At 46.3% G+C, this 20,874-nt stretch carries 20 protein-coding genes; 17 read left to right on the top strand and 3 right to left on the bottom strand.

Annotation, left to right across the window (positions count from 1 at the left end; translation table 11 throughout):
• The first annotated feature begins 3 nt into the window (after positions 1-3).
• Both MKX40_RS24035 and crcB read left to right on the top strand, forming a co-directional pair.
• Positions 4-405 carry a CrcB family protein gene (locus MKX40_RS24035; RefSeq protein WP_339236974.1) on the top strand — a complete coding sequence of 134 codons (402 nt, stop codon included), beginning with the start codon at positions 4-6 and terminating at the stop codon, positions 403-405.
• A complete protein-coding gene (gene crcB / locus MKX40_RS24030; RefSeq protein ID WP_339236972.1) occupies positions 402-761 on the top strand; it encodes a fluoride efflux transporter CrcB in 360 nt (119 codons plus the stop codon). The genes MKX40_RS24035 and crcB overlap by 4 nt, the downstream gene beginning before the upstream one ends.
• Before the next feature lie 130 nt (positions 762-891).
• On the opposite strand, the gene mnmA is transcribed toward crcB, so the two are convergent.
• Positions 892-2,016 (bottom strand): tRNA 2-thiouridine(34) synthase MnmA, encoded by a 1,125-nt coding sequence (mnmA, locus tag MKX40_RS24025; RefSeq protein ID WP_150364602.1) that lies wholly within the window; start codon positions 2,014-2,016, stop codon positions 892-894.
• 321 nt (positions 2,017-2,337) lie between these two features.
• On the opposite strand from mnmA, the gene MKX40_RS24020 reads away from it, so the two are divergent.
• Positions 2,338-2,757, top strand: coding sequence for an Rrf2 family transcriptional regulator (locus MKX40_RS24020; protein ID WP_062835876.1), 420 nt, complete (start codon positions 2,338-2,340; stop codon positions 2,755-2,757).
• 241 nt (positions 2,758-2,998) lie between these two features.
• On the opposite strand, the gene MKX40_RS24015 is transcribed toward MKX40_RS24020, so the two are convergent.
• A complete protein-coding gene (locus MKX40_RS24015) occupies positions 2,999-3,373 on the bottom strand; it encodes a hypothetical protein (RefSeq protein WP_339236968.1) in 375 nt (124 codons plus the stop codon).
• A 131-nt stretch (positions 3,374-3,504) separates the two neighbouring features.
• Between MKX40_RS24015 and MKX40_RS24010 the strand changes: the two genes are divergently transcribed.
• The 14 genes from MKX40_RS24010 to MKX40_RS23945 all read left to right on the top strand — a co-directional run bounded on the left by MKX40_RS24010 (position 3,505) and on the right by MKX40_RS23945 (position 19,553).
• Positions 3,505-4,656 (top strand): cysteine desulfurase family protein, encoded by a 1,152-nt coding sequence (locus MKX40_RS24010; protein WP_339236966.1) that lies wholly within the window; start codon positions 3,505-3,507, stop codon positions 4,654-4,656.
• Between the two features lie 164 nt (positions 4,657-4,820).
• Positions 4,821-5,342 (top strand): PRC-barrel domain-containing protein, encoded by a 522-nt coding sequence (locus MKX40_RS24005; RefSeq protein WP_339236963.1) that lies wholly within the window; start codon positions 4,821-4,823, stop codon positions 5,340-5,342.
• A 10-nt stretch (positions 5,343-5,352) separates the two neighbouring features.
• Positions 5,353-5,562 carry a hypothetical protein gene (locus MKX40_RS24000; RefSeq protein WP_017686815.1) on the top strand — a complete coding sequence of 70 codons (210 nt, stop codon included), beginning with the start codon at positions 5,353-5,355 and terminating at the stop codon, positions 5,560-5,562.
• Positions 5,563-5,855: 293 nt separating this feature from the next.
• Positions 5,856-6,923, top strand: a complete 1,068-nt coding sequence (locus MKX40_RS23995) for an AI-2E family transporter (RefSeq protein ID WP_253440170.1) — start codon at positions 5,856-5,858, stop codon at positions 6,921-6,923.
• Between the two features lie 436 nt (positions 6,924-7,359).
• Positions 7,360-9,990, top strand: coding sequence for an alanine--tRNA ligase (gene alaS / locus MKX40_RS23990; protein ID WP_339236958.1), 2,631 nt, complete (start codon positions 7,360-7,362; stop codon positions 9,988-9,990).
• 241 nt (positions 9,991-10,231) lie between these two features.
• Positions 10,232-10,492, top strand: a complete 261-nt coding sequence (locus tag MKX40_RS23985) for an IreB family regulatory phosphoprotein (RefSeq protein ID WP_036616950.1) — start codon at positions 10,232-10,234, stop codon at positions 10,490-10,492.
• Positions 10,493-10,617: 125 nt separating this feature from the next.
• Positions 10,618-11,034, top strand: coding sequence for a Holliday junction resolvase RuvX (gene ruvX / locus MKX40_RS23980; RefSeq protein WP_036616953.1), 417 nt, complete (start codon positions 10,618-10,620; stop codon positions 11,032-11,034).
• A gap of 12 nt (positions 11,035-11,046) precedes the next feature.
• Positions 11,047-11,349, top strand: coding sequence for a DUF1292 domain-containing protein (locus tag MKX40_RS23975; RefSeq protein WP_278298550.1), 303 nt, complete (start codon positions 11,047-11,049; stop codon positions 11,347-11,349).
• On the top strand, positions 11,350-11,664 hold the full coding sequence (locus MKX40_RS23970) for a DUF1292 domain-containing protein (RefSeq protein WP_339236954.1): 315 nt from the start codon (positions 11,350-11,352) through the stop codon (positions 11,662-11,664). It abuts the gene before it with no gap.
• A 75-nt stretch (positions 11,665-11,739) separates the two neighbouring features.
• Positions 11,740-12,780, top strand: a complete 1,041-nt coding sequence (gene mltG, locus MKX40_RS23965) for an endolytic transglycosylase MltG (protein WP_339236952.1) — start codon at positions 11,740-11,742, stop codon at positions 12,778-12,780.
• A 14-nt stretch (positions 12,781-12,794) separates the two neighbouring features.
• Positions 12,795-13,724: a peptidase U32 family protein gene (locus MKX40_RS23960; RefSeq protein ID WP_339236949.1), complete on the top strand. Its 930-nt coding sequence runs from the start codon at positions 12,795-12,797 to the stop codon at positions 13,722-13,724.
• A 17-nt stretch (positions 13,725-13,741) separates the two neighbouring features.
• Positions 13,742-15,070 carry a U32 family peptidase gene (locus tag MKX40_RS23955; RefSeq protein ID WP_339236947.1) on the top strand — a complete coding sequence of 443 codons (1,329 nt, stop codon included), beginning with the start codon at positions 13,742-13,744 and terminating at the stop codon, positions 15,068-15,070.
• 240 nt (positions 15,071-15,310) lie between these two features.
• Positions 15,311-17,593: a methyl-accepting chemotaxis protein gene (locus MKX40_RS23950; protein WP_339236945.1), complete on the top strand. Its 2,283-nt coding sequence runs from the start codon at positions 15,311-15,313 to the stop codon at positions 17,591-17,593.
• Between the two features lie 220 nt (positions 17,594-17,813).
• The gene (locus tag MKX40_RS23945) at positions 17,814-19,553 is read left to right on the top strand and encodes a penicillin-binding protein 2 (protein ID WP_339236942.1); all 1,740 of its coding nucleotides are present in this window, start codon (positions 17,814-17,816) and stop codon (positions 19,551-19,553) included.
• Here the strand turns inward: MKX40_RS23945 and MKX40_RS23940 are convergent.
• A complete protein-coding gene (locus MKX40_RS23940; protein ID WP_339236939.1) occupies positions 19,532-20,728 on the bottom strand; it encodes an AI-2E family transporter in 1,197 nt (398 codons plus the stop codon). The two genes, MKX40_RS23945 and MKX40_RS23940, sit on opposite strands and share 22 nt — an antisense overlap.
• Positions 20,729-20,874 lie beyond the last annotated feature (146 nt).

The following is a 20,874-nucleotide window of genomic DNA, read 5'->3' as shown; positions in this document are numbered from 1 at the left end:
AACATGAAAGAGCTTATGTATATAGGAGCGGGTGGATTTCTTGGGACATTAACCCGATATGCCATACAGTTAGCGATACCAACTGTCCATGGGGGGTTCCCTTGGGCAGTGCTGCTAATCAATGCAATGGGAAGTCTTTTTTTAGGATGGTTCTTTACCATCGCTATTCCAGGCAAAATAACACCACAACTTCGACTGGCAATTGGCACAGGTTTTACCGGCGCATTTACGACGTTCTCCACGTTTACATTGGATATTGTTCGTTTATCCGAAGGGGGCGAATGGGTGAATGCCGCCCTTTATATGATCGCAAGTGTGTTAGCAGGATTAATGCTTTGTGCGTTGGGAATGAGCATCGGACAGCGTATGTTGGGATCGCCAAGACAAGAGGGTGATGCCTCATGATCGTATGGATTAGTTTGGCTGGTGTACTGGGTGCAGTACTGCGTTTCAGTCTAGGCAAATGGGTCTCGGGCTTGCTGGGAACGACTTTTCCATGGGGGACATGGATCATTAACATCAGTGGTTCATTGTTGCTGGGGCTGTTATACGGGTGGCATCAATCGGTAATGATCTCAGATGTAATCTGGGTGATCTGGGGAACCGGATTCTGCGGTGCGTTCACCACATTCTCCACTTTTGGCTATGAAACGTTAGGACTTATGGGTCGTCAACGATACGCTAGCGCGGCGCTCTATGTCGTCAGTTCGGTTGGAGTTGGGGTTTTGGCCTCCTTGGCAGGATTCTGGTTGACTGCATAACGAACTATTTTTATTTTTTTTGCAAAGAAAAGCAGGAAAAAAGCCATCCTTCATGGTATACATGAAAGACGGCTTTTTTTATAGGGATACACGGTATTGTGTATAATCCGCATTTTATGGACAAGCTCTATTATTGCATTGCGGGTACAGGTACCTTTTGCACCTGATCGATCGTACCCCCACCCAGACAGATTTCTCCGTCGTAGAAAACAACGGCTTGTCCTGGCGTGATGGCTTTTTGCTGCTGATCAAATTGCACGTCCACACTTCCATCTTCCTGCCAGGTCAGTGTAACACCTTGATCCGGCTGACGATAGCGGAATTTGGCAGTACAACGGTATGGCACATTAGGCATGTGCTCTGTACCAGCAATCCAGTTCACACCCGTTGCGGTTAGACCAGTGGAGTACAGGCTTGCATGGGCATCGCCCTGAACAACAAGCAGTTGATTTTTCTCCAGATTCTTGTCTGCAACGAACCAGGGCTCACCATTGCCTGAACCACCAATGCCAAGACCTTGGCGCTGTCCAAGTGTGTAGTACATCAGACCATCATGGCGGCCTTTGACTTCACCGGTCACGATATCAACCATGTCTCCACCTTTGGCAGGCAGATAGTTACTCAGGAACTCTTTAAAATTACGCTCACCGATGAAGCAGACACCTGTGCTGTCTTTTTTCTTGGCAGTATACAAGCCAGCCGCTTCTGCAATTTTGCGTACTTCCGGTTTGGGCAAGTGACCAATCGGGAACATGGCTTTGGACAACTGGTTCTGATTGAGTGCGTTAAGGAAATACGTCTGGTCCTTATTGTTGTCCACACCGCGCAGTAGTTTGAATGTGCCATCTTCTTCAATCAGACGAGCATAGTGTCCTGTAGCTACATAATCTGCGCCGAGATCCAGAGCTTTGTTAAGGAATTCACCAAATTTGATCTCACGATTACACATGACATCCGGATTTGGCGTGCGACCCGACTTATATTCATCAAGGAAATAGGTAAATACTTTATCAAAATATTCTTTCTCGAAGTTGACAGTGTAGTAAGGAATGCCGATCTGTTCGCATACGCGGCGTACATCCTCTGAATCTTCTTCAGCGGTACAGTGGCCGAACTCGTCGGTGTCATCCCAGTTTTTCATGAAAATGCCGATGACATCGTAACCTTGTTCTTTCAGCAGCAACGCGGTAACGGAAGAATCGACACCTCCGGACATGCCAACGACGACCCGTGTATTTTCAATTGTTTTGGACATCGTTATCACCATTTCTATATATAAATGTGTTTCGTTTCTTATTCTAGCATAACCGGACCCAAGATACGATACACCCGGCCAATTTTGGATAGTGTCCACCACAGACGCACATTTTGGAATATCGTCAATCTTTCTTTTCCATAAAGCATGCAGATATGTTAACATTAGCTGAGGGTTATGATCGGAATACGGAGAATTAGAAAGTTAAAAATGAGTTCTATGAATCTCTGCTGTGGACAGATCGTGAAACAAACGGTCATGGACTACAGGATACAATATAAAGTTTCCAATCGTTACTGAAAATTGAAAGAGGTGACTCCTTTGAAAATATCGACAAAAGGCCGTTACGGCCTCACAATCATGATGGAGCTTGCTGCCAGAACAGGCGAAGGCCCTACATCACTTAAGAGCATTGCCGAGCGCAACCAGCTCTCGGAACATTACCTGGAGCAACTGATTGCTCCACTACGTAATGCAGGACTGGTGAAGAGCATTAGAGGTGCATACGGCGGTTATATCCTTGCAGGTGATCCTGCAACCGTAACTGCAGGCGATGTCATCCGTGTACTGGAAGGGCCAATCTCTCCAGTAGACTTCACAGAGGAAGATGATCCGGCGAAGCGTGATCTATGGTTGCGTATCCGTGACGGTATTGCGGAAGTGTTGGATTCCACAACACTGAAAGACCTAATTACATTCCAGGATCAAGAGAAAAAAGATAGCTACATGTTCTATATTTAGGGTCATCATTCGCATCGCAGAAGACACACTAAAGCCCCCAACTAGGGGGCTTTAGACATGCCAATAGGTATATTTCAAAAAGTCTGATCTTCTCGGTATTGAAAAGCAGACTCTTTGAACACGCACCAATGGGTACTCTGTTCTTCAATTTCTACTGATGACTTCAGGGAAGTAAGGACTATGTATTCAGCCGCGGATTTACAAGTTGGTGAAGTGTGAGCTTAACCAGATATCTTGTGAATCAGCGATTTTTTAAAGTTTCTATATCAGCTTCCATGCGTAACTGACGGCGATTCAAAATATCAATGCTGTGCTGATGGGTATTCAATTCGGTAGTTACTTTGCGTTCAGAGGCGGAGTGGGAAGCGTCAAGCCGTTTCGTAACGGTCAATGTTTCCAGAACAGCTTGTTGAAGAAGTGGGATATTCTTGGTTTGTTCATCTATGGTGTCCAATCTGCCATCCATGGTATCCAATCTACCATCCATGGTGTCTAATCTACTTTTCATGGTAATTAGTCTGTCTTCCATCTTTTCAAGACGTACGTCGATGCTGTCGAATCGTTTGTCCATTTGTTGAAGTTGATTCAGAATCTGCCCGAGAATGGGATCACTCATGTCTCTCTCTCCTTTTTGAAATGGATATAGAACATTATACACGAAGATGCGACAATAGAGCATCCATTTCAATTTCCAATTTGACAGTACGCCATGAGATAGAAATTTAACATATAACGGGGTGGAAATAAATGAAACGAATTTATTTGGATCACGCCGCATCGACACCTATGCATCCACAAGTCGCAGAAGCGATGATGAACGTCATGACAGGACAATTTGGCAATGCATCAAGTATCCATGCCTTTGGGCGTGAAGCCAAACGGACTGTCAGCGGAGCAAGGGATGTCATTGCGGCGTCTTTGGACTGTTTCCCGGACGAATTGGTATTTACCGGAGGTGGTACCGAGAGCGACAATCTGGCCATTTTCGGAGCAGTCTCAGCAAGGCAAGATCAGGGGAAACATGTCATTACGACCGCAATTGAGCACCATGCTGTTTTGCATACGTGTCAGGAATTGGAGCGGCAAGGTTATGAAGTAACCTATCTATCTGTGGATCGTCACGGTCGAATAAATCTGGATGAATTGCAAGAGGCCATCCGGCCGGATACGGTTCTGATTACCATGATGTTTGCCAACAATGAAGTGGGCACCATTCAGCCGATCCGTGAGGTCGGTGAGCTTGCACGTAAACACAATATTCTGTTCCATACTGATGCAGTTCAGGCTCTGGGCAGCCAGGATATTTCCTGTAAGGAACTTCCTGTGGACCTGATTAGCTTCTCAGCGCATAAAATCAATGGGCCTCAGGGTGTCGGTGTACTCTATGTACGGCGAGGAATCGTGTTGGAAGCAAGAGCCCACGGTGGGTTGCAAGAACGTCAGCGGCGCGCTGGTACGGAAAATATCGCAGGTATTACCGGATTTGCAGAGGCTCTCAAGATTTCATCAGCTCAAAAGGAGACGCATCGTCAGCATGATTTGGAATTGCGCAAACTTTTGTTGGAACAGCTTGAAATCCATGTGGGGACGGAGCACTTTCATGTGAATGGACACGCGGAGCATACGCTGCCGAACATCCTGAATATCAGCTTTCCGGAAGTGTCCACAGAGACGATGTTAATGAATTTGGATATGGAAGGGATTGCTGTTGCAAGCGGTTCTGCCTGCACTTCCGGTTCACTTGAAGTCTCTCATGTGCTCAAAGCGATGAAACTGCCTGAAACATTTTTACATTCTGCGATTCGTTTTAGCTGGGGATTGGGTAATACTACGGAAGAAATCATGATAACCGCCGAAAAAATTGGAACCATTCTTGGACGACTGCGTAATAGACCCTAAGGGGAACTTTACACATGGAACAGAAGGAGGGAAGAAGTTCCATTTCATCGGTTGGATAGAAGCGGTTTTGATGATCGGCGTCTGATTGCCACTCATCAACTTTGGGCATACCTAGCAATAGCGCCACGCCTATTTAATGATAAGAAGATGAGGGGGACCCAGCGATGAAGCTTCAGGAAATGATCGGACTTGCCGTTTTTGATGTGGAGGACGGGAAGCAGGTCGGTAAAATCCAGGATTTCATTGTGAATGATGATTGGCAGATTGAAGGCATTGAACTTGAGAACAAAGGCCTGTTTACCAATCATGTCAAAATCGTGCAGTGGCAAGATATCGTTGCCTACGGCGAAGATGCCGTCATGATCCGTAATCAACAGGCTGTCCGCAAGACGGGAGCCGACGACATAAAATACACGTACCTCCTCGGTCGGTCTAAATTGAAGGAGATGTCCGTGCTCACCGAAGAAGGTTTGCTGCTTGGGCGTGTCTCCGATGTTTATTTTGACCAAGAGTTGGGAAATACAATAATAGGGATTGAAATTACGGACGGTTTTGTGTCCGATCTGATCGAGGGCCGCAAATGGCTGCCATGTACAAGCGATATGTCTATCGGGGAAAGTGCCATTATGGTGCCGTCTCTGAGTGAACAGCGCTTGGAAAATGCCATTCATTCTGTTAATGGATAGGTGAATGAATATGAAATGTCCAAACTGTAGTTCCAAAGATATCGGGAAAATTGGTTCCCACCAGTTTTATTGCTGGGGATGCTTTATCGAATTAACGGTGAACGGTGAGAAAATGTCTGTATATCAAGTGGAAGAAGACGGTACGCTGAGCTCCCTGGATGATCTGTTTTTCGGGGACGAGCTGCCACAAGACTTCCCTCATCTTCACGCTTCTTCTTAATAAGCAGGATAACTTCCTCTATATGCGGTTTCATGACAATGTATGTCATGGGATGCTGTCTTTATATGTTGGCACATGTATATAGATGCGGTTACATAATGGTTCGGGTTGCACATGTATGATTATATGCTACCCTTTACTGCAAAATGCGCTTCCTTCTCTGATGAAGGAGGCGTTTTTTTGGTTTAAGAAAAAATGTTCGAATTGCTCCTTCCACTTCTGCGCTGTGTTAATAAATTTTACCTTTCCTACATATACTGACTCTCAGAGCCAGTCCAAAAGGAGAGATACAAGTGGAGCAATTAACCAAAAACAAGCTGTTCCGTTATGCGATCTGGCTGCTGCTCGGATTAATTATTCTATATTTTATTTGGTTGCTGCGGCCTTTACTGCTTCATATATATGCATTCCTGAAAACAGTGCTGGCACCCTTTATCGTAGCTCTTATCATATCCTATGTACTTAATCCGATTGTCAGCATGCTGGGAGGGCGCAAGGTGCCGCGTACGATTGCGGTACTGCTCATATATGCCTTTTTCCTGACCTGCATCGGTGTCATTCTGATGAATGTGATTCCGGTATTGATTGAACAGCTGGAGGAACTCAACGAGCATATGCCGGAGCTGTCCATGCGTGCCCAGAGTCTGATGAACAATATGGATCACAAATTAATGCCGCCAAGTGTGCGAACAGGCATGAACAGTTGGTTCTTTCAGATGGAGGATCGACTAACTCAGGGCATTACCGTGCTTATGGACAATATCGGGGCGACCATTAATGTGTTATTCAATGTATTCATCGTGCCATTTCTGATATTTTATATGTTAAAAGACTTTGAGGTGTTTGAGCGCACTATAGTGGCATATCTCCCGCGTTCACGCCGTAAAGCGATTGTCTCCGTGATGAAAGAAATCGATACTGCACTAGGGAACTACATTCGGGGCCAGTTTATTGTCTGTGTTATTGTTGGCATCTTTGCCTACATTGGTTATATCGTCATTGATATGCCATATGCCCTGCTGCTTGCAAGCATTGTAGCTGTGTTTAATATTGTGCCTTACTTGGGGCCGTTCCTTGGTGCTGCTCCTGCTGTGGTCATGGCATCAACCGTGTCGTTTAAAATGGTGCTGCTTGTGGTTATTGTGAACACCCTGTGCCAAGTGCTGGAGAGTAACGTTATCTCTCCTCAGGTTGTGGGACGTACGTTGCATTTGCACCCACTGTCCATTATATTTGCACTGCTCGTCGGAGGCGAACTGGCAGGCATTGTAGGTTTAATTCTGGCAGTACCCGTTTTTGCCGTACTAAAGGTCATTGTGCAACACTTTTTCGCCTATTACATCAAACGTAGGATCGACTGATAAATAGGGTTACAACAACAGCTAGCCTGCGTTGACACCCGCTTGTGCTACCGATATAATGAGTGTGTATGTTTAGAACATGAAATCGATGATGAAATAAAGTACGCCGAGGGTTCCTTTCCTCAGAGAATAGACTTCTTCGGATCAGGGTGAACCTGAACTGATGGCTGGAAGAGTCTTGAAAGATGAAGCGGCAGAAAGCTAATTTCGGAGTGCAGGACAACCCTGCCGGGAGCGACCGTTATTTCGCATGAACGAGGAGATTGTTTGTTTATCTACGCAGCAAGGGATAAACAGCAATAACCAGGGTGGTACCGCGATAACATCGTCCCTGATTATTCAGGGGCGTTTTTTGTGTTTATTTTTACAGAAAACAATGTTGACCAACCGGAGCGAATACGCAACGGACTATTATAATTTAATGGGGGCATCCAGTATGAAAGCCAGTGAAATCCGGTCCAAATGGATAGAATTTTTTGCAAGTAAAGGTCACAAAATCGAGCCGAGCGCATCGCTCGTGCCTCACAACGATCCTTCCCTTCTGTGGATCAATGCAGGTATGGCACCGCTCAAGCCTTATTTTGACGGACGTGAGAAGCCGGAGAACCCGCGTCTTGCGAACTCCCAGAAGTGTATCCGTACCAATGATATCGAGAATGTCGGCAAAACGCGTCGTCACCATACGTTCTTCGAGATGCTCGGTAACTTCTCTATTGGAGATTACTTCAAGGAAGAGACCGTAACATGGGCGTGGGAGTTCCTGACCAGCAAAGAGTGGATCGGTTTCGATCCGGAGCGCCTGTCCGTAACGGTATATCCGGAAGATGAGGAAGCATTCAAACTGTGGAACGAAAAAGTGGGACTGCCTGCTGAGCGTATCATTAAATTGGATGAAAACTTCTGGGATATCGGCGAAGGTCCATGTGGTCCTTGTACCGAGATCTTCTATGACCGCGGCGAAGCTTACGGAAACGACATGAGTGATCCTGAAATGTATCCAGGTGGGGAAAACGAACGTTATCTGGAAGTATGGAACCTGGTATTCTCCCAGTTCAACCATAACAAGGACGGCAGCTACACACCGCTTCCTAACAAAAATATTGATACAGGTGCAGGTTTGGAGCGTTTTGCTTCCATTCTGCAAAATGTGGATTCCAACTTTGACACAGACCTGTTCCAACCGATGATTCAAAGAACAGCCGCTCTTGCGGGTGTGAAATATAACGACAGTGTCGAAATCGATGTTGCACTGAAAGTCATTGCCGATCATATTCGTACCGTTGCCTTTGCAGTAGGTGATGGCGTGCTGCCAAGTAATGAAGGACGTGGATATGTCATCCGCCGCCTGCTCCGTCGTGCGGTTCGTTATGGAAAAGTGCTTGGACTCGACCGTCCATTCCTGTATGAACTGACTACAACGGTTGGTGAAGTGATGGGCATGTACTACCCTGAGGTCGTAGACAAACAAGAGTTTATCGCCAAAGTGATTAAAACGGAAGAAGAGCGCTTCCACGAAACACTAACAGATGGTCTGGCGATTCTGGCTGATATTAGCGGTACTGCCAAATCCGAAGGACGCACGGTTATTAGCGGACCTGAAGCTTTTAAACTGTATGATACGTACGGTTTCCCGTTTGACCTGACAGAAGATTATGCTGCAGAGCATGGTCTGACTGTGGACCGTGAAGGTTTTGATGCTTCCATGCAGAAGCAACGTGAGCTTGGACGTGCTGGGCGTCAAGAGAGTGAGAGCATGAAAGTTCAAGGTGGACCACTTGCTGAGCTGGAGGTTAAAAGCGAGTTTGTTGGTTATATTGACCTGTTGACGGAAACAAAAGTGGTAGCCATCGTCGCTGGTGACGCCCTTGTTGAAACCGTAGGCGAAGGACAAACGTGTCAGGTTGTTTTGGACAAGACTCCGTTCTACGCGGAAAGTGGCGGTCAAGTGAGTGATCAGGGCTTGTTGCGCGGTGCTGGTGTAACAGCGAAAGTACAAGGCTTGTTCAAAGCTCCACTAGGACAACACGTACATCTGGTAACGGTGGAGTCCGGTGAACTGCGTGTAGGTGATGTGATTAACGCTGAAGTGGATGCAGCCAAACGTGGCGACATTATCAAAAACCATACGGCGACCCACTTGCTGCACAAGGCACTCAAAGATGTGCTCGGCACACACGTAAACCAGGCAGGATCGCTCGTAGAGCCACAGCGTCTGCGGTTTGACTTCTCTCACTTCGGCAGCATTACGCCGGAAGAGTTGACTGAGATTGAGCGTCAGGTGAACGAACAGATCTGGAATCGTCTGAATGTGAACATCGAACTGAAAGCTATTGATGAAGCCAAAGAGATGGGTGCGATGGCCCTGTTTGGCGAAAAATATGGAGATATTGTACGTGTTGTTCAAGTCGGAGACTACAGTTTGGAACTTTGTGGCGGCTGTCACGTAAATAATACTTCAGAGATTGGAATCTTCAAATTGGTAAGCGAGAGCGGAATCGGCTCCGGCGTTCGTCGGATCGAAGCTGTAACTGGCCGTGGCGCATATCTGTATGTGGAAAGCCAGTTGGAACTGCTCAAGCAATCAGCAGCACTGCTCAAAGCAAATGTGGCTGATGTACCTAAACGGATTGAAGGTCTGAATCTTCAACTGAAAGAAGCTGCAAGAGAGACGGAATCCCTGCAAAGCAAGCTGAGTGCCATGGAAGCTGGTCAACTGACCGATCAAGTGGTACAAGCAGGAAATACTCAATTGCTGGCAGCACGCGTAGATGCTCCGAACATGGATGCACTGCGTACAGTGGCAGATGAGCTGAAAGTAAAATTGCCTAATGCAGTACTCGTATTGGGTGCTCCGGCGGATGGTAAAGTGAATTTTGTTGTAGCGGTACCTGCTGAACAAGTAAAACAAGGATTGCACGCAGGTAAAATCGTCAAAGAAGTCGCAGCAGTATGCGGCGGCGGTGGCGGTGGACGTCCAGATATGGCACAAGCCGGAGGCAAGGATGCTACCAAGCTGGATGAAGCGCTGAAACTGGCGGTTTCATTGGTTAGCGGGCATACTGCATAATCCATTGAGCAGCTTATCATCGTCAAAATATAAATCGAAATGGTTCTGTTCATTTGTATTTTGTACCTGAGAACGACTGAAATCCAATGATGCAGTATGCTGAAGCCAGTAAAGGACAAGCAAAAAACACAATTGCCTTATCCTTTGTTTACTTGTGGTAGTCAGAATATGTTATTATATAAACAGAAATCAATTCGGCAGGACATGGTCCCCATGTTCATGCAGGAGCGAGGTGTCATCAATGGACTCCATGGATAAGACGGTTAAATTTAATGTGAAAGGTGACGAACAGGAAGCATCATCCAAAGAGATTCTTCTCACGGTATATGATGCACTGGTCGATAAGGAGTATAATCCGATCAACCAGATTGTTGGGTATCTGATTTCCGGAGACCCGGCATACATTCCTCGTCACAACAACGCACGTAGTCTGGTCCGTAAAAAGGAGCGCGATGAGCTGATTGAAGAGCTTGTACGTTCCTATCTGGCCAATCACCGGTAATGTACGCCGCTTCCGCTGTGTTGCAGCCATGCAGGCAGCGGGAAATGAACCGACAGAATACAGCCTGAAGCTTGAGAAGGCGATGTTGAATCGACCTGAGCAGGCCCCAGGATGGGAGAGCATGGATGAAAATATTAGGTTTGGACTATGGGGACCGAAGAATCGGAGTTGCCGCGAGTGACGCCTTCGGTTGGACTGCCCAGGGATTGGAAGTACTTGAACGCCGCCGTGATGAAGGCGAGTTCGCTCGAATTGCCGAACTTGTGCGTGAGCATGAGATTAGTGAAATCGTAGTGGGACTTCCCAAAAACATGAACGGCACCGTAGGACCGCGCGGTGAGATATGCATTGCTTTTGCCGATCGGCTGCGGGATGAACTGAATTTACCTGTTCACCTTTGGGATGAACGGCTGACAACCATGGCAGCAGAACGTACGCTGATCGAAGCGGATGTCAGTCGGAAAAAACGCAAGCAAGTTGTGGACAAAATGGCCGCAAGCTTGATTTTGCAAAATTATTTGGACGCCAATAGTAGAAGGTGAGGGGGATCAACAATGGCTGAAGATCAACTGGGTATGGAAGAAGAAGCGGAAATCATTTACATTGCGGATGACGAGGGTAATGAAGAGGAATTCGAAGTCATCATGAAGTTTGAAGTAGACGGTTCGGAGGCCAAGTATATGATGGTTGCTCCGGTTGAACCTGAAGATGGCGAAACGGATGTATATGCATTCCGTTATGAAGAAGAGGGCGACGATATCAAACTTTTCGTTATCCAAGATGATGCCGAGTGGGATATCGTCGAGGAGACGTTTAATACATTTCTTGCTGAAGATGATGAAGAGGAAGCGAACTAAATGACGGAATATAGCCGCAAAGACCTGAAATGGACAGATTCACTGCGTCTGGCATTCGGTGCTCATGTTGAGCTCGAGGAAGAGAACGGTAAATCACAACCGTATGACTTGTTGGCTGAGTTCGAAGTGAACGGTCAGCAATATGCGGTGCTCCGCAGTTCGTTGCGACCTTATGACGAGGTTGAACTTCTGCGGGTATCACCTGGAAGTGAGAACCAGATCATGCCAGAGTTAGTTACGATCGACGATGATGATGAGTGGGAGAACATCTCAGAACTGTATGATGAATGTACACTCCCCATTGACGAAGATTAATCAGCTTCAAATTGAAGAAACCGGGAGGGCGGAGAAGTCCGCTCTTTTTGGTTGTGTAAAGGAGTTGTTTCTTTTTTGAAAGGGAAAGCAATAGTAGTCATACTGCTTATCATTGTAGTTCTTGCCGGAGGCGCAGGTGTTTACGTATGGAGTATGATGCGTCCTGTGGAAGCTTCTACAGAACCGATCGTATTCGAGATTAAGAGCGGATCGGGAACTTCAAAAATCGCGGATCAGCTTCAAGAAGAAGGCCTCATTCGAAGCGGGTTAACCTTTAAAGGGTATTTAAAGTGGAAAAAACTAGGATCTAATTTCATGGCGGGTACATATTCTATGAATCCTGGCGTGACATATGATGAGATTGTTAGCAAGCTGAGTAGTGGTGAAGTGGTACCGGAGGAAATGGTGAAATTCACGATTCCAGAGGGTTATAATGTTCTGCAAATGGCGGGCAAGCTTTCTTATGAGCATGTTCTCGATCGGGATGAATTCATCAAGCTGGCCAATGATCCTTCGGCCTTCGATGTAGATATTCTCAAAGATATTCCAGTGGATGAAGAACTTCGCTACGTATTGGAAGGGTATCTCTTCCCGGAGACCTACGAGCTGAAAAAGGGAAGTTCCACGCATGATGTGATGCAACGTATGCTGGAAGAATTCCAGACCAAGATCAATTCTATCCCGGATTTGGAAGCTAAGCTCCAAGAGAAGAATCTTTCCCTGCACGAGCTGCTGACCATTGCGTCACTGGTGGAGAAAGAAGTTGTAGTGGATGAGGAACGTGCACTGGTTGCAGGGGTAATCTACAATCGGATCAATCAGGATATGAAGCTGGAAATTGATGCTACCGTGCAATATCTGCTCGACAGGCCAAAGGAGCGATTGTATTACAAGGATCTGAAGGTGAAAAGTCCTTATAATACGTATCTGAATAAAGGCCTGCCGCCTGGTCCAATTGCCAGTCCAAGTCTTCCGTCCATTGAAGCAGCACTAAATCCGGAAGCATCGGAGTATCTGTTCTATGTGACCAAAAAGGACGGCTCGTCTGGACATCTATTTGCCAAAACGTATAAGGAACACCAGCAAAATATAGCCAAAAGTAAGGCTGCGCAATAAGCGGAGGGGATTATATGAGTAAGAAACATGAACTGCTCGTTACAGCAGCGAATGTGAAAGAGGCAGAAGTGCTGCTCCAGGCTGGAGCAGATGCTCTGGTCATTGGAGATGATCGATTCGGTATGCGTCTTCCAGGCAGCTTCAGCGTGGAGGAGACAGCAGAGGTGGTTGCCATTGCAGCCAAACATCAGGCGCGGGTGTATGTATCCATGACGAATCTGATGTCCAACGAGCTGTTGAAAGAATTGCCCGAATATGTTCAATCACTTGGCAGAATCGGTATTGACGGTGTGGAATTTAATGATCCATCCGTGCTGGCTACCATGAAGGAATATGCTCCACATGTGAAGCTGCATTGGAATGCGGAGATGACTTCGACGAACTATGCAACAGCTAACTATTGGGGGACCAAAGGAGCCAGTCGCGTTGTGCTTGCCCGTGAGTTGAATATGGACGAGTTGACGGAGATGGTTCCTTTTCTCAAGGTGGAAGCTCAGGTTCAGGTACATGGCATGACGAATATATATCACTCCAAGCGTAGCCTGGTGCAAAGTTATATGGCTCATCAAGGACGGCCAGTCGAGGGACACTTGGGTAAAGAACGTGGATTGTTCCTGATCGAGGCTGAACGCCGGGATGAGAAATTCCCGATCTATGAAGACATTAACGGCACACATATCATGAGTTCGGAGGATATATGCATCCTCGAAGATCTTCATCTGTTGATGGAGGCGGGTGTACACAGTTTCAAAATTGAAGGTATCCTAAAATCACTAGCCTACAATGAAGCTGTTGTACGTGCATATCGGACAGCGATTGACAGTTATGTTGCTGATGCTGACGCATATGCGTTCTCCGAAGAGTGGCTCGATGAGGTACGGGAGTTACAGGATCCTGAACGTGAATTGTCGTTTGGATTTTTCTATAAAGAACAAGTGTATTAATAGACGAGGTGAACAGAATGGAAACAGTGGCGGTACAGCGGAAGTTCTCGGGTAAACGTAACCGTCTGGACAAACCGGAGCTGCTAGCTCCGGCGGGTAATCTGGAAAAACTGAAATTTGCAATCCATTACGGTGCAGATGCCGTATATATCGGTGGACAGGCCTATGGACTGCGTTCCAACGCGGACAACTTCAGCTTTGAAGAGATGCGTGAAGGTGTGGAGTTTGCCAAAAAGTATGGAGCCAAAGTGTTCGTAGCGACGAACATCTATGCACATAATGAGGATATTGAGGGTATTGAAACATACCTGCAAAATCTCTATAATGCTGGAATCTCTGCGATCATCGTAGCTGATCCGGCTATTATTGAAGTAGCCCTGCGTGCTGTGCCAGGTCTTGAGGTACATCTGAGTACGCAACAATCCACACTCAACTGGCAGGCTGTGAAGTTCTGGAAAGATGAAGGACTTCCACGGGTTGTTCTCGGACGTGAGACCAGTTTCGAAGAGATTGAAGAGATCAAGGCAAATGTGGATATTGAAATTGAAGCCTTTATTCACGGGGCAATGTGTTCCTCGTATTCCGGACGTTGCGTGCTCTCCAACCATTTTACGGATCGCGACTCCAACCGGGGCGGCTGTTGCCAGTCTTGCCGCTGGAAGTATGATTTGTTTGAGGATGCGAGAGAAGATGCAGTGTGGGTTAGCGAAGAGGACATGCAGATGAAGACACCTGCACCATTCAAACTGGGTGAGAACCAGCTTCCCCTGTTCCAGGAACAGGATAATTCATTCTCCATGGGATCAAAGGATCTGTGCATGATTGGCCATATTCCCGAGTTGATTGATGTGGGTGTGGACAGTTTCAAGATCGAAGGACGTATGAAATCGATTCACTACGTGGCAACCGTGGTTAACGTATATCGTCAAGCCATTGATGCCTATATGGCAGATCCGGAGAATTATGTTCTGAAACCTGAATGGGTTGAAGAAATGAACAAAGCGGCGAATCGCCCGCTGAATACCGGGTTTTTCTATGATACACCAGACCATGAAGATCATATCTATGAACCGGAAGAAAAAGCTGTACCTTTTGACTTCGCTGGATTGGTTATGGGGTATGATGCCGAAACAGGAATGGCAACCATTCAACAACGCAATCACTTCAAACCAGGACAGGAAATCGAATTTTTTGGTCCGGGAGGTCACTTTTTCAAACAGGTGGTTGGCGAAATACAGGATGAAGAAGGCAATGTTCTAGATGCTGCTCGTCACCCTTTACAGCTGGTTAAAATGAAAGTGAATCAGCCGGTTTCGTATTTTGACATGATGAGAAAAAAGAAGTAGGTTCAAATACCTACAATGTGCCAAAATAGTATTATGATTTAACAAAATAGTGTTATGAAATCAACAGGAAGGACCTCCGTTATCGGCATATGGGGGTCTTTTTTTTATAGAAAAATAGGAATAAAGTTGTAAAAAATTTCTGGGAAATGAAAGGTGAACGAAGAAAGCTGTCGAATACTACATAATTATAGGGGAGAGACACAAAAATCTAACAAGTAAATAACTGGCAGGTGAATGGGATTGGTTCAAAAGAAGCAGAAAGACAGTGGAGAGCAAGTGACAAAAGATGAGCAGGTTAATCCTGAGCAGGTTCAGAAAGTGAAGAAAGAAAAAGTAGGTAAAAGTAAAATTACAGGGAATGGGAAAAAATTACTTAAGCTTGACCGTAGTAAACTGAAGCTGGGCTGGATCAAGACCGATTGGGTAAAGAAACAATTCAAAAACCGGGATTGGAAAAACCTTGGGGGAGCTTCTTTTAAACAAATTAGGAAGGCAAATCCGGTAAAATCCGTAGGGGTTAAACTGTTCTTGATCTTTTTTGCGGGGATCATGATTTTTGTAGTGAGTTTGGGTCTATTATCCTATTCAAAAGCCAAGGGTACGATAGAGAAAAATGCTTCGCGTGCCAATCAGGAGACCATTGATCAGACCAAACAAAAAATGGACATTATTTTGGAGAGATTTGTGGATACATCCACACAGATTTTCTTTGATCCGGAAATGCAGTCCTTGCTGCAAAAGATGTCAGATAAGAATCTGACTGCGTATGATACATTTGTGAACTCAAGTTCAATCAACAAGCAACTGTCCAATGTTGCATTTACAAATAAATCTATGGAAGCGATTTATTTGGTGCCAACAGACGAAACAAAGTCCGTTATGGGTACGGGCAACAACAGTTCATCCATGGGCGGTATTCGTCAGGAAGCATGGTACACTGAGTTGATTGAGTCGGGCGGTTATCGCTGGCTCCCAACCGAGGTCAAGGAAGATGGCTCAACGCCAACGTTCAAAATTGCACGTTCCATGAAAAACTTACAGGGGACCACTCAGTCGTATGTTCTGGTTATTGAGCTGAAGCTGGAAGTTTTGGAGGAACAATTAAAATCGCTTGATCTGGGGCCAGGAGCTGTTCTTCAACTGATTGCTCCGGATAATAAAGTGGTTGCATCCTCCATTTCGGATCGTACGGGACAAGATACAGAGCTTGCATTTGTCAAAGAGTTGACCGAACCAGCAGGTAGCACGAATACGAAGTATCTTGTAGATGGCAAATCCACGGAAATGCTGGCTGTATACAGTACGATGGATACATCCAATTGGAAACTGGTTGGTATGATACCTACCTCTGTGTTGGTTCAGGATGCAAAAGGCATTCTGACACTGACCTTGTGGATGGCGCTGGTTGATGCGGGGATTGCAGTATTAATCGGGGTCTGGATGGTTCGTATGATTGCTCGTCCACTCGGCAAACTGAAAGATCTGATGCAGGAAGGTGCTAAAGGTAACCTTAAAGTTCGGACACCGTACAGCTCCCAAGATGAAATCGGTCAGCTCTCTACCGCCTTTAATCTGATGATGGAGCAGATCACGAAGCTGGTTGAACAAACGAATCGTTCTGCGCAGGAAGTATTGGATACGGCTTCTGAGCTGAGCAGTGCATCCAAGAAAACGGCTGTATCCGCTTCGGAGATTGCCGTAGCCACAGAAGAGATCGCAGGCGGTGCAGGCAGTTTGGCAACTGAAGCGGAACGTGGCAATGAATTAACGGACAATATCTCCCGTCAGATGCAGAGTGTAATTGCTGCTAATGAACAGATGGGTGATTCTGCTCGTCATGTAGAGAAGTCCAGTCAGACAGGAACACAACATCTGAATCAGTTGATGACCAAAACTCAGAAGACAGAAGAAATGATTGGTGCACTGGTGAATAAGGTTGATTCGTTGAAAGAGAGTACATCCTCTGTTCTTAAAGTGCTTGAAGTGCTGCAAAATATCACAAAACAGACGAATATTCTTTCCCTGAATGCAACCATTGAAGCAGCACGTGCTGGTGCAGCCGGACGCGGATTCATGGTGGTGGCTGATGAGGTGCGACAGCTTGCAGCTCAATCCAGACAATCCATTGAAATGGTTGGAGAGATCACAGATAAAATCATGACCGAAATGAACGAGACCGTGGATGCTTTGTCTGAAGCCTATCCGTTATTTAAGGAACAGATGGATGCGGTTAAAGATACCAACGTCATCTTTGCTTCCGTGCAGGAACAGATGGGTGCATTTGTGGAGCGTCTGGGTATGGTGACAGGTTCCATTGGAGAATTAAACCAATCTCAAGCTACGTTGTCTGAAGCCATGAGCAACGTTAGCGCTGTAGCTGAAGAATCTTCTGCAACGTCCCAAGAAGTAGCTTCCTTGAGTAGTGAACAGCAAAATATCAGTAATCAGCTGGTAAATCTGTCTGGTAAGCTGGAGAATGTGTCCACGGAACTGAAAGAAACGTTGTCACGCTTTACGGTGTAACAAAAAAATAAAGCATATCCGTGAAATATGCGGATTAATATTGCTAAGGAGCCTGTCCCGTACATGGGACAGGCCTTCTTGCTGTTTGCCGGATAATTCCAAGCTGTATTAGCAATAATATGTCAAAACGACAAAGGGTGAGACTGGGATGCATCTCCTTGCGAAACGGCGAATCTATATAGCTTGTATTATGCTAACTCTTGTCTTTGGATTGCTTATATTGCGATTGGGATGGGTCCAGATCGTTCAGGTGAATCAGACGATGCCTGGATTTCACCGAACGGTACGTGAAATGTCCGTATTGCAGCGTGAACGCGGGGTGATGTTAGATCCGGGCCGTGGACAATTTACGGATTACAAAGGTGAGGCATTGACAGGTAAGCTGCAATGGGGCTTGGTTCTTTTTCCACAGGCAGTGCCATCAGGTGAACTACACAAGCAAGGGGCACTAGAAGGATCAGAGATGACGCAGTTGGCAGCTATATTACATACCGATCCGGATCAATTGAAGAAGGAATGGAATCGGGAAAATGCACCTCATTTCTGGACAGCAGGTGCAACTCAGCCTGTTCATTTGACAGCTGCTCAGGTGGAGTGTCTGCGTAATCTGCACCTGCAAGGAGCGGGTATCTATCCAATGATGACAAGGTATCTTCAGGGGCATACGGGAATGCAGTGGATGGGTTATCTGGCTGAACAGCCTGAGTCCTCCAGAGCTCTAACTGGGCATCAGGATGAAGTAAAACAGCCATTTGCCATGAAATCAGGGGCAGCTGGACTGGAGAGGACACTTGAACCCCTGTTGAGGGGAATTGGTCCTACGCTTGTATCACGTATGGTCTCGGGTAGTGGGGAGATTATCCCTGAAATTCAGCCTCACGTTATTGCACCGGCCAATGGCCATTATCCTTTACGTGTAGAAACGACTGTGGATGCCAAGTTGCAGCGTGGATTGGAGCAGTTGACAGAAGAAGCTGGCTTACAAGAAGGGGCCGTTGTTGTGTTAGATGCGGCTAACGCAGATGTTCGCGCCATGATTTCAAGTCCATTCTATCAGCCACAACATGTGGACCCTAAACAATCGGCCTGGGGAAATCGTGCAGTACAGGGAGCCGTCCCGGGTTCCATTTTCAAAATTGTCACTGCGGCTGCTGCGTTGGAATACCATGCGGTTTCTCATGGAGAAGAATTTCATTGTGGTGGTGAGTATGGAAAGTATGGTTTGTCCTGCTGGAAAGAGCATGGGCATGGTAACCTGAATCTGGAACAAGGATTTGCGGAGTCTTGCAACATCGTATTCGCGGAAACGGCGCGCAGGCTTAGTATGGAGCAACTGGAGAACACGGCAGATCGTCTGGGACTGGCGCGACCTGTTGGTTGGGAGGGGAAAAAGATGGCAGGAATGCCCGTCTTGCGACACTTTGATCACGAAGATCACGGGCGTGTGCGAACAGAAGCTGTTTCTTCTGGTGATGAAGGTGCGAAAATACAGACAGCCATCGGTCAGCGAGATGTGCTGGTCACACCGCTGCAAGCCGCCAATCTGATTGTGACACTGTTACATGATGGAAAGGTTAGTGCCCCACGTCTCGTTAAGAGAATCCGATATGCGGATGGTGGCATCATGCTTGAGATGCCCTTGCATGATTCTCCTTCAGCCGCAGGGCAGATTGCTCCCGCAACTGCGCATAAACTGTTATCCTGGATGAATAAGGTAGTCCGTGAGGGAACAGGAAAATCCCTGCAGCGTGCGCGGTGGCATGTTGCAGGGAAATCAGGTACAGCTCAGGTACAGAAACATGGGGAGAAGCGTAATCATCAATGGTTCATCGGTTACGGACCGATAGAACAACCCAAGTACGCCGTAGCTGTGCTTGTTCAAAATGTCTCTCCAGACAGCCATCATCAGGCGACAGCTCTCTTCAGGAAGGTCATGGACTATTTGGCTGGGTCCTCGTGATCCTTCGCAGGAACAGGCGTATGCATCGCGGACTCGGCAGAACTCGTTGAGGCCGTGCTAACGGGCGGGTCCATAACCAATGGAGAAGATTCAAATTCATCTTTTGGCAGGTGAATCCACTTTTGCAGGTACCCTTGTTGTAATAGTTCTTTCAAAAGGATCAGCAGCACTGGAGATAACACTACACCAGCCAGGCCGAAGATCGAAAGGGAGATTAGCATGAACGAAAGCATCAAGTACGCCGAAGATACACCAATCGAGTTACCCGATATCTTCGGTTCCAACAATTGTCGTGTCAGCATCGTCACTGCCAGAATCACAATCAGGCCGATGGCCAGGCTGCTATTGCCTATAATGAACAAGTAGATAATCCATGGAATGAATACAACAGGAACCCCTAGCAATGGTACCAGATCAAAAACTGCACAGACGACTGCAATGGTAAAGGCGTTAGAGGTTCCCAAAATCAACAAACCTGCATAAATCAATACGAACGTAATGAGCATCATGATCATCTGTGCCTTCAGATACGAACGGATCGTCTTGAACACGTGATTACGCATGAATTCAATAGCTAACTTCAAGGTTTTAGGCGTCTTCGCACGGGCGAACTTGCGCCAGGATTCAATCTCGATACTGAGAAAGAAGGCCAGAATAATCGCAATTCCGAAGTTCGTAATAAATGAAGAGAATGAACTGAGGAAACCTACAATGAATTGCGCTCCGCTCGTTACCCATTTGGAAAGAAAGCCGGTCAGTGTTGCAAAATAATCATTCGCTTTATCCATAATTCCATCAGGGAGAGCGTCTGACTTGTCCTGGATGAATAACACCAGATTGGTAAACTCACGCTGTATCATTTCAATGTATACAGGAAAATTATCTTGAAGATTGGATATCTGTGAGATAATAATCAAGCCCACACCAAAAAAGGCCGCGATAATTATCGCGAGAAATAACAGGACGGATATGGCAGCTCCAAGCGTCTTGGGCAGTCCTTTGCGATGTAGAAATTTGGCTAATGGCTCAATCATCCAGTACACGATAAATGAGAGAAAAACCGGTGCAGCGATTTGATATAATTGGCTAAAACTGTACATGATGACGTACACGGTTAATACGAGTAAAGCGATATCAAAGACAGTTCGCCCGTATTTTTTATAAAGCGGTAGCATGGACATGGCTCCTTTGCAGGCAGATCATTATAATGTATATATTGTACACGATAGCTATCTTTTTGGGAAAACAGGATTCAAGAAAAGTCTGAACTATGATAAAATTAAAGGCGGTTTATTTTTGATAGTGCCATAGCGCACCGTAA

The organism is Paenibacillus sp. FSL R5-0517 (assembly GCF_037974355.1).
Lineage (GTDB): Bacteria > Bacillota > Bacilli > Paenibacillales > Paenibacillaceae > Paenibacillus.
This window is presented reverse-complemented; position numbering and strand designations above follow the sequence as displayed.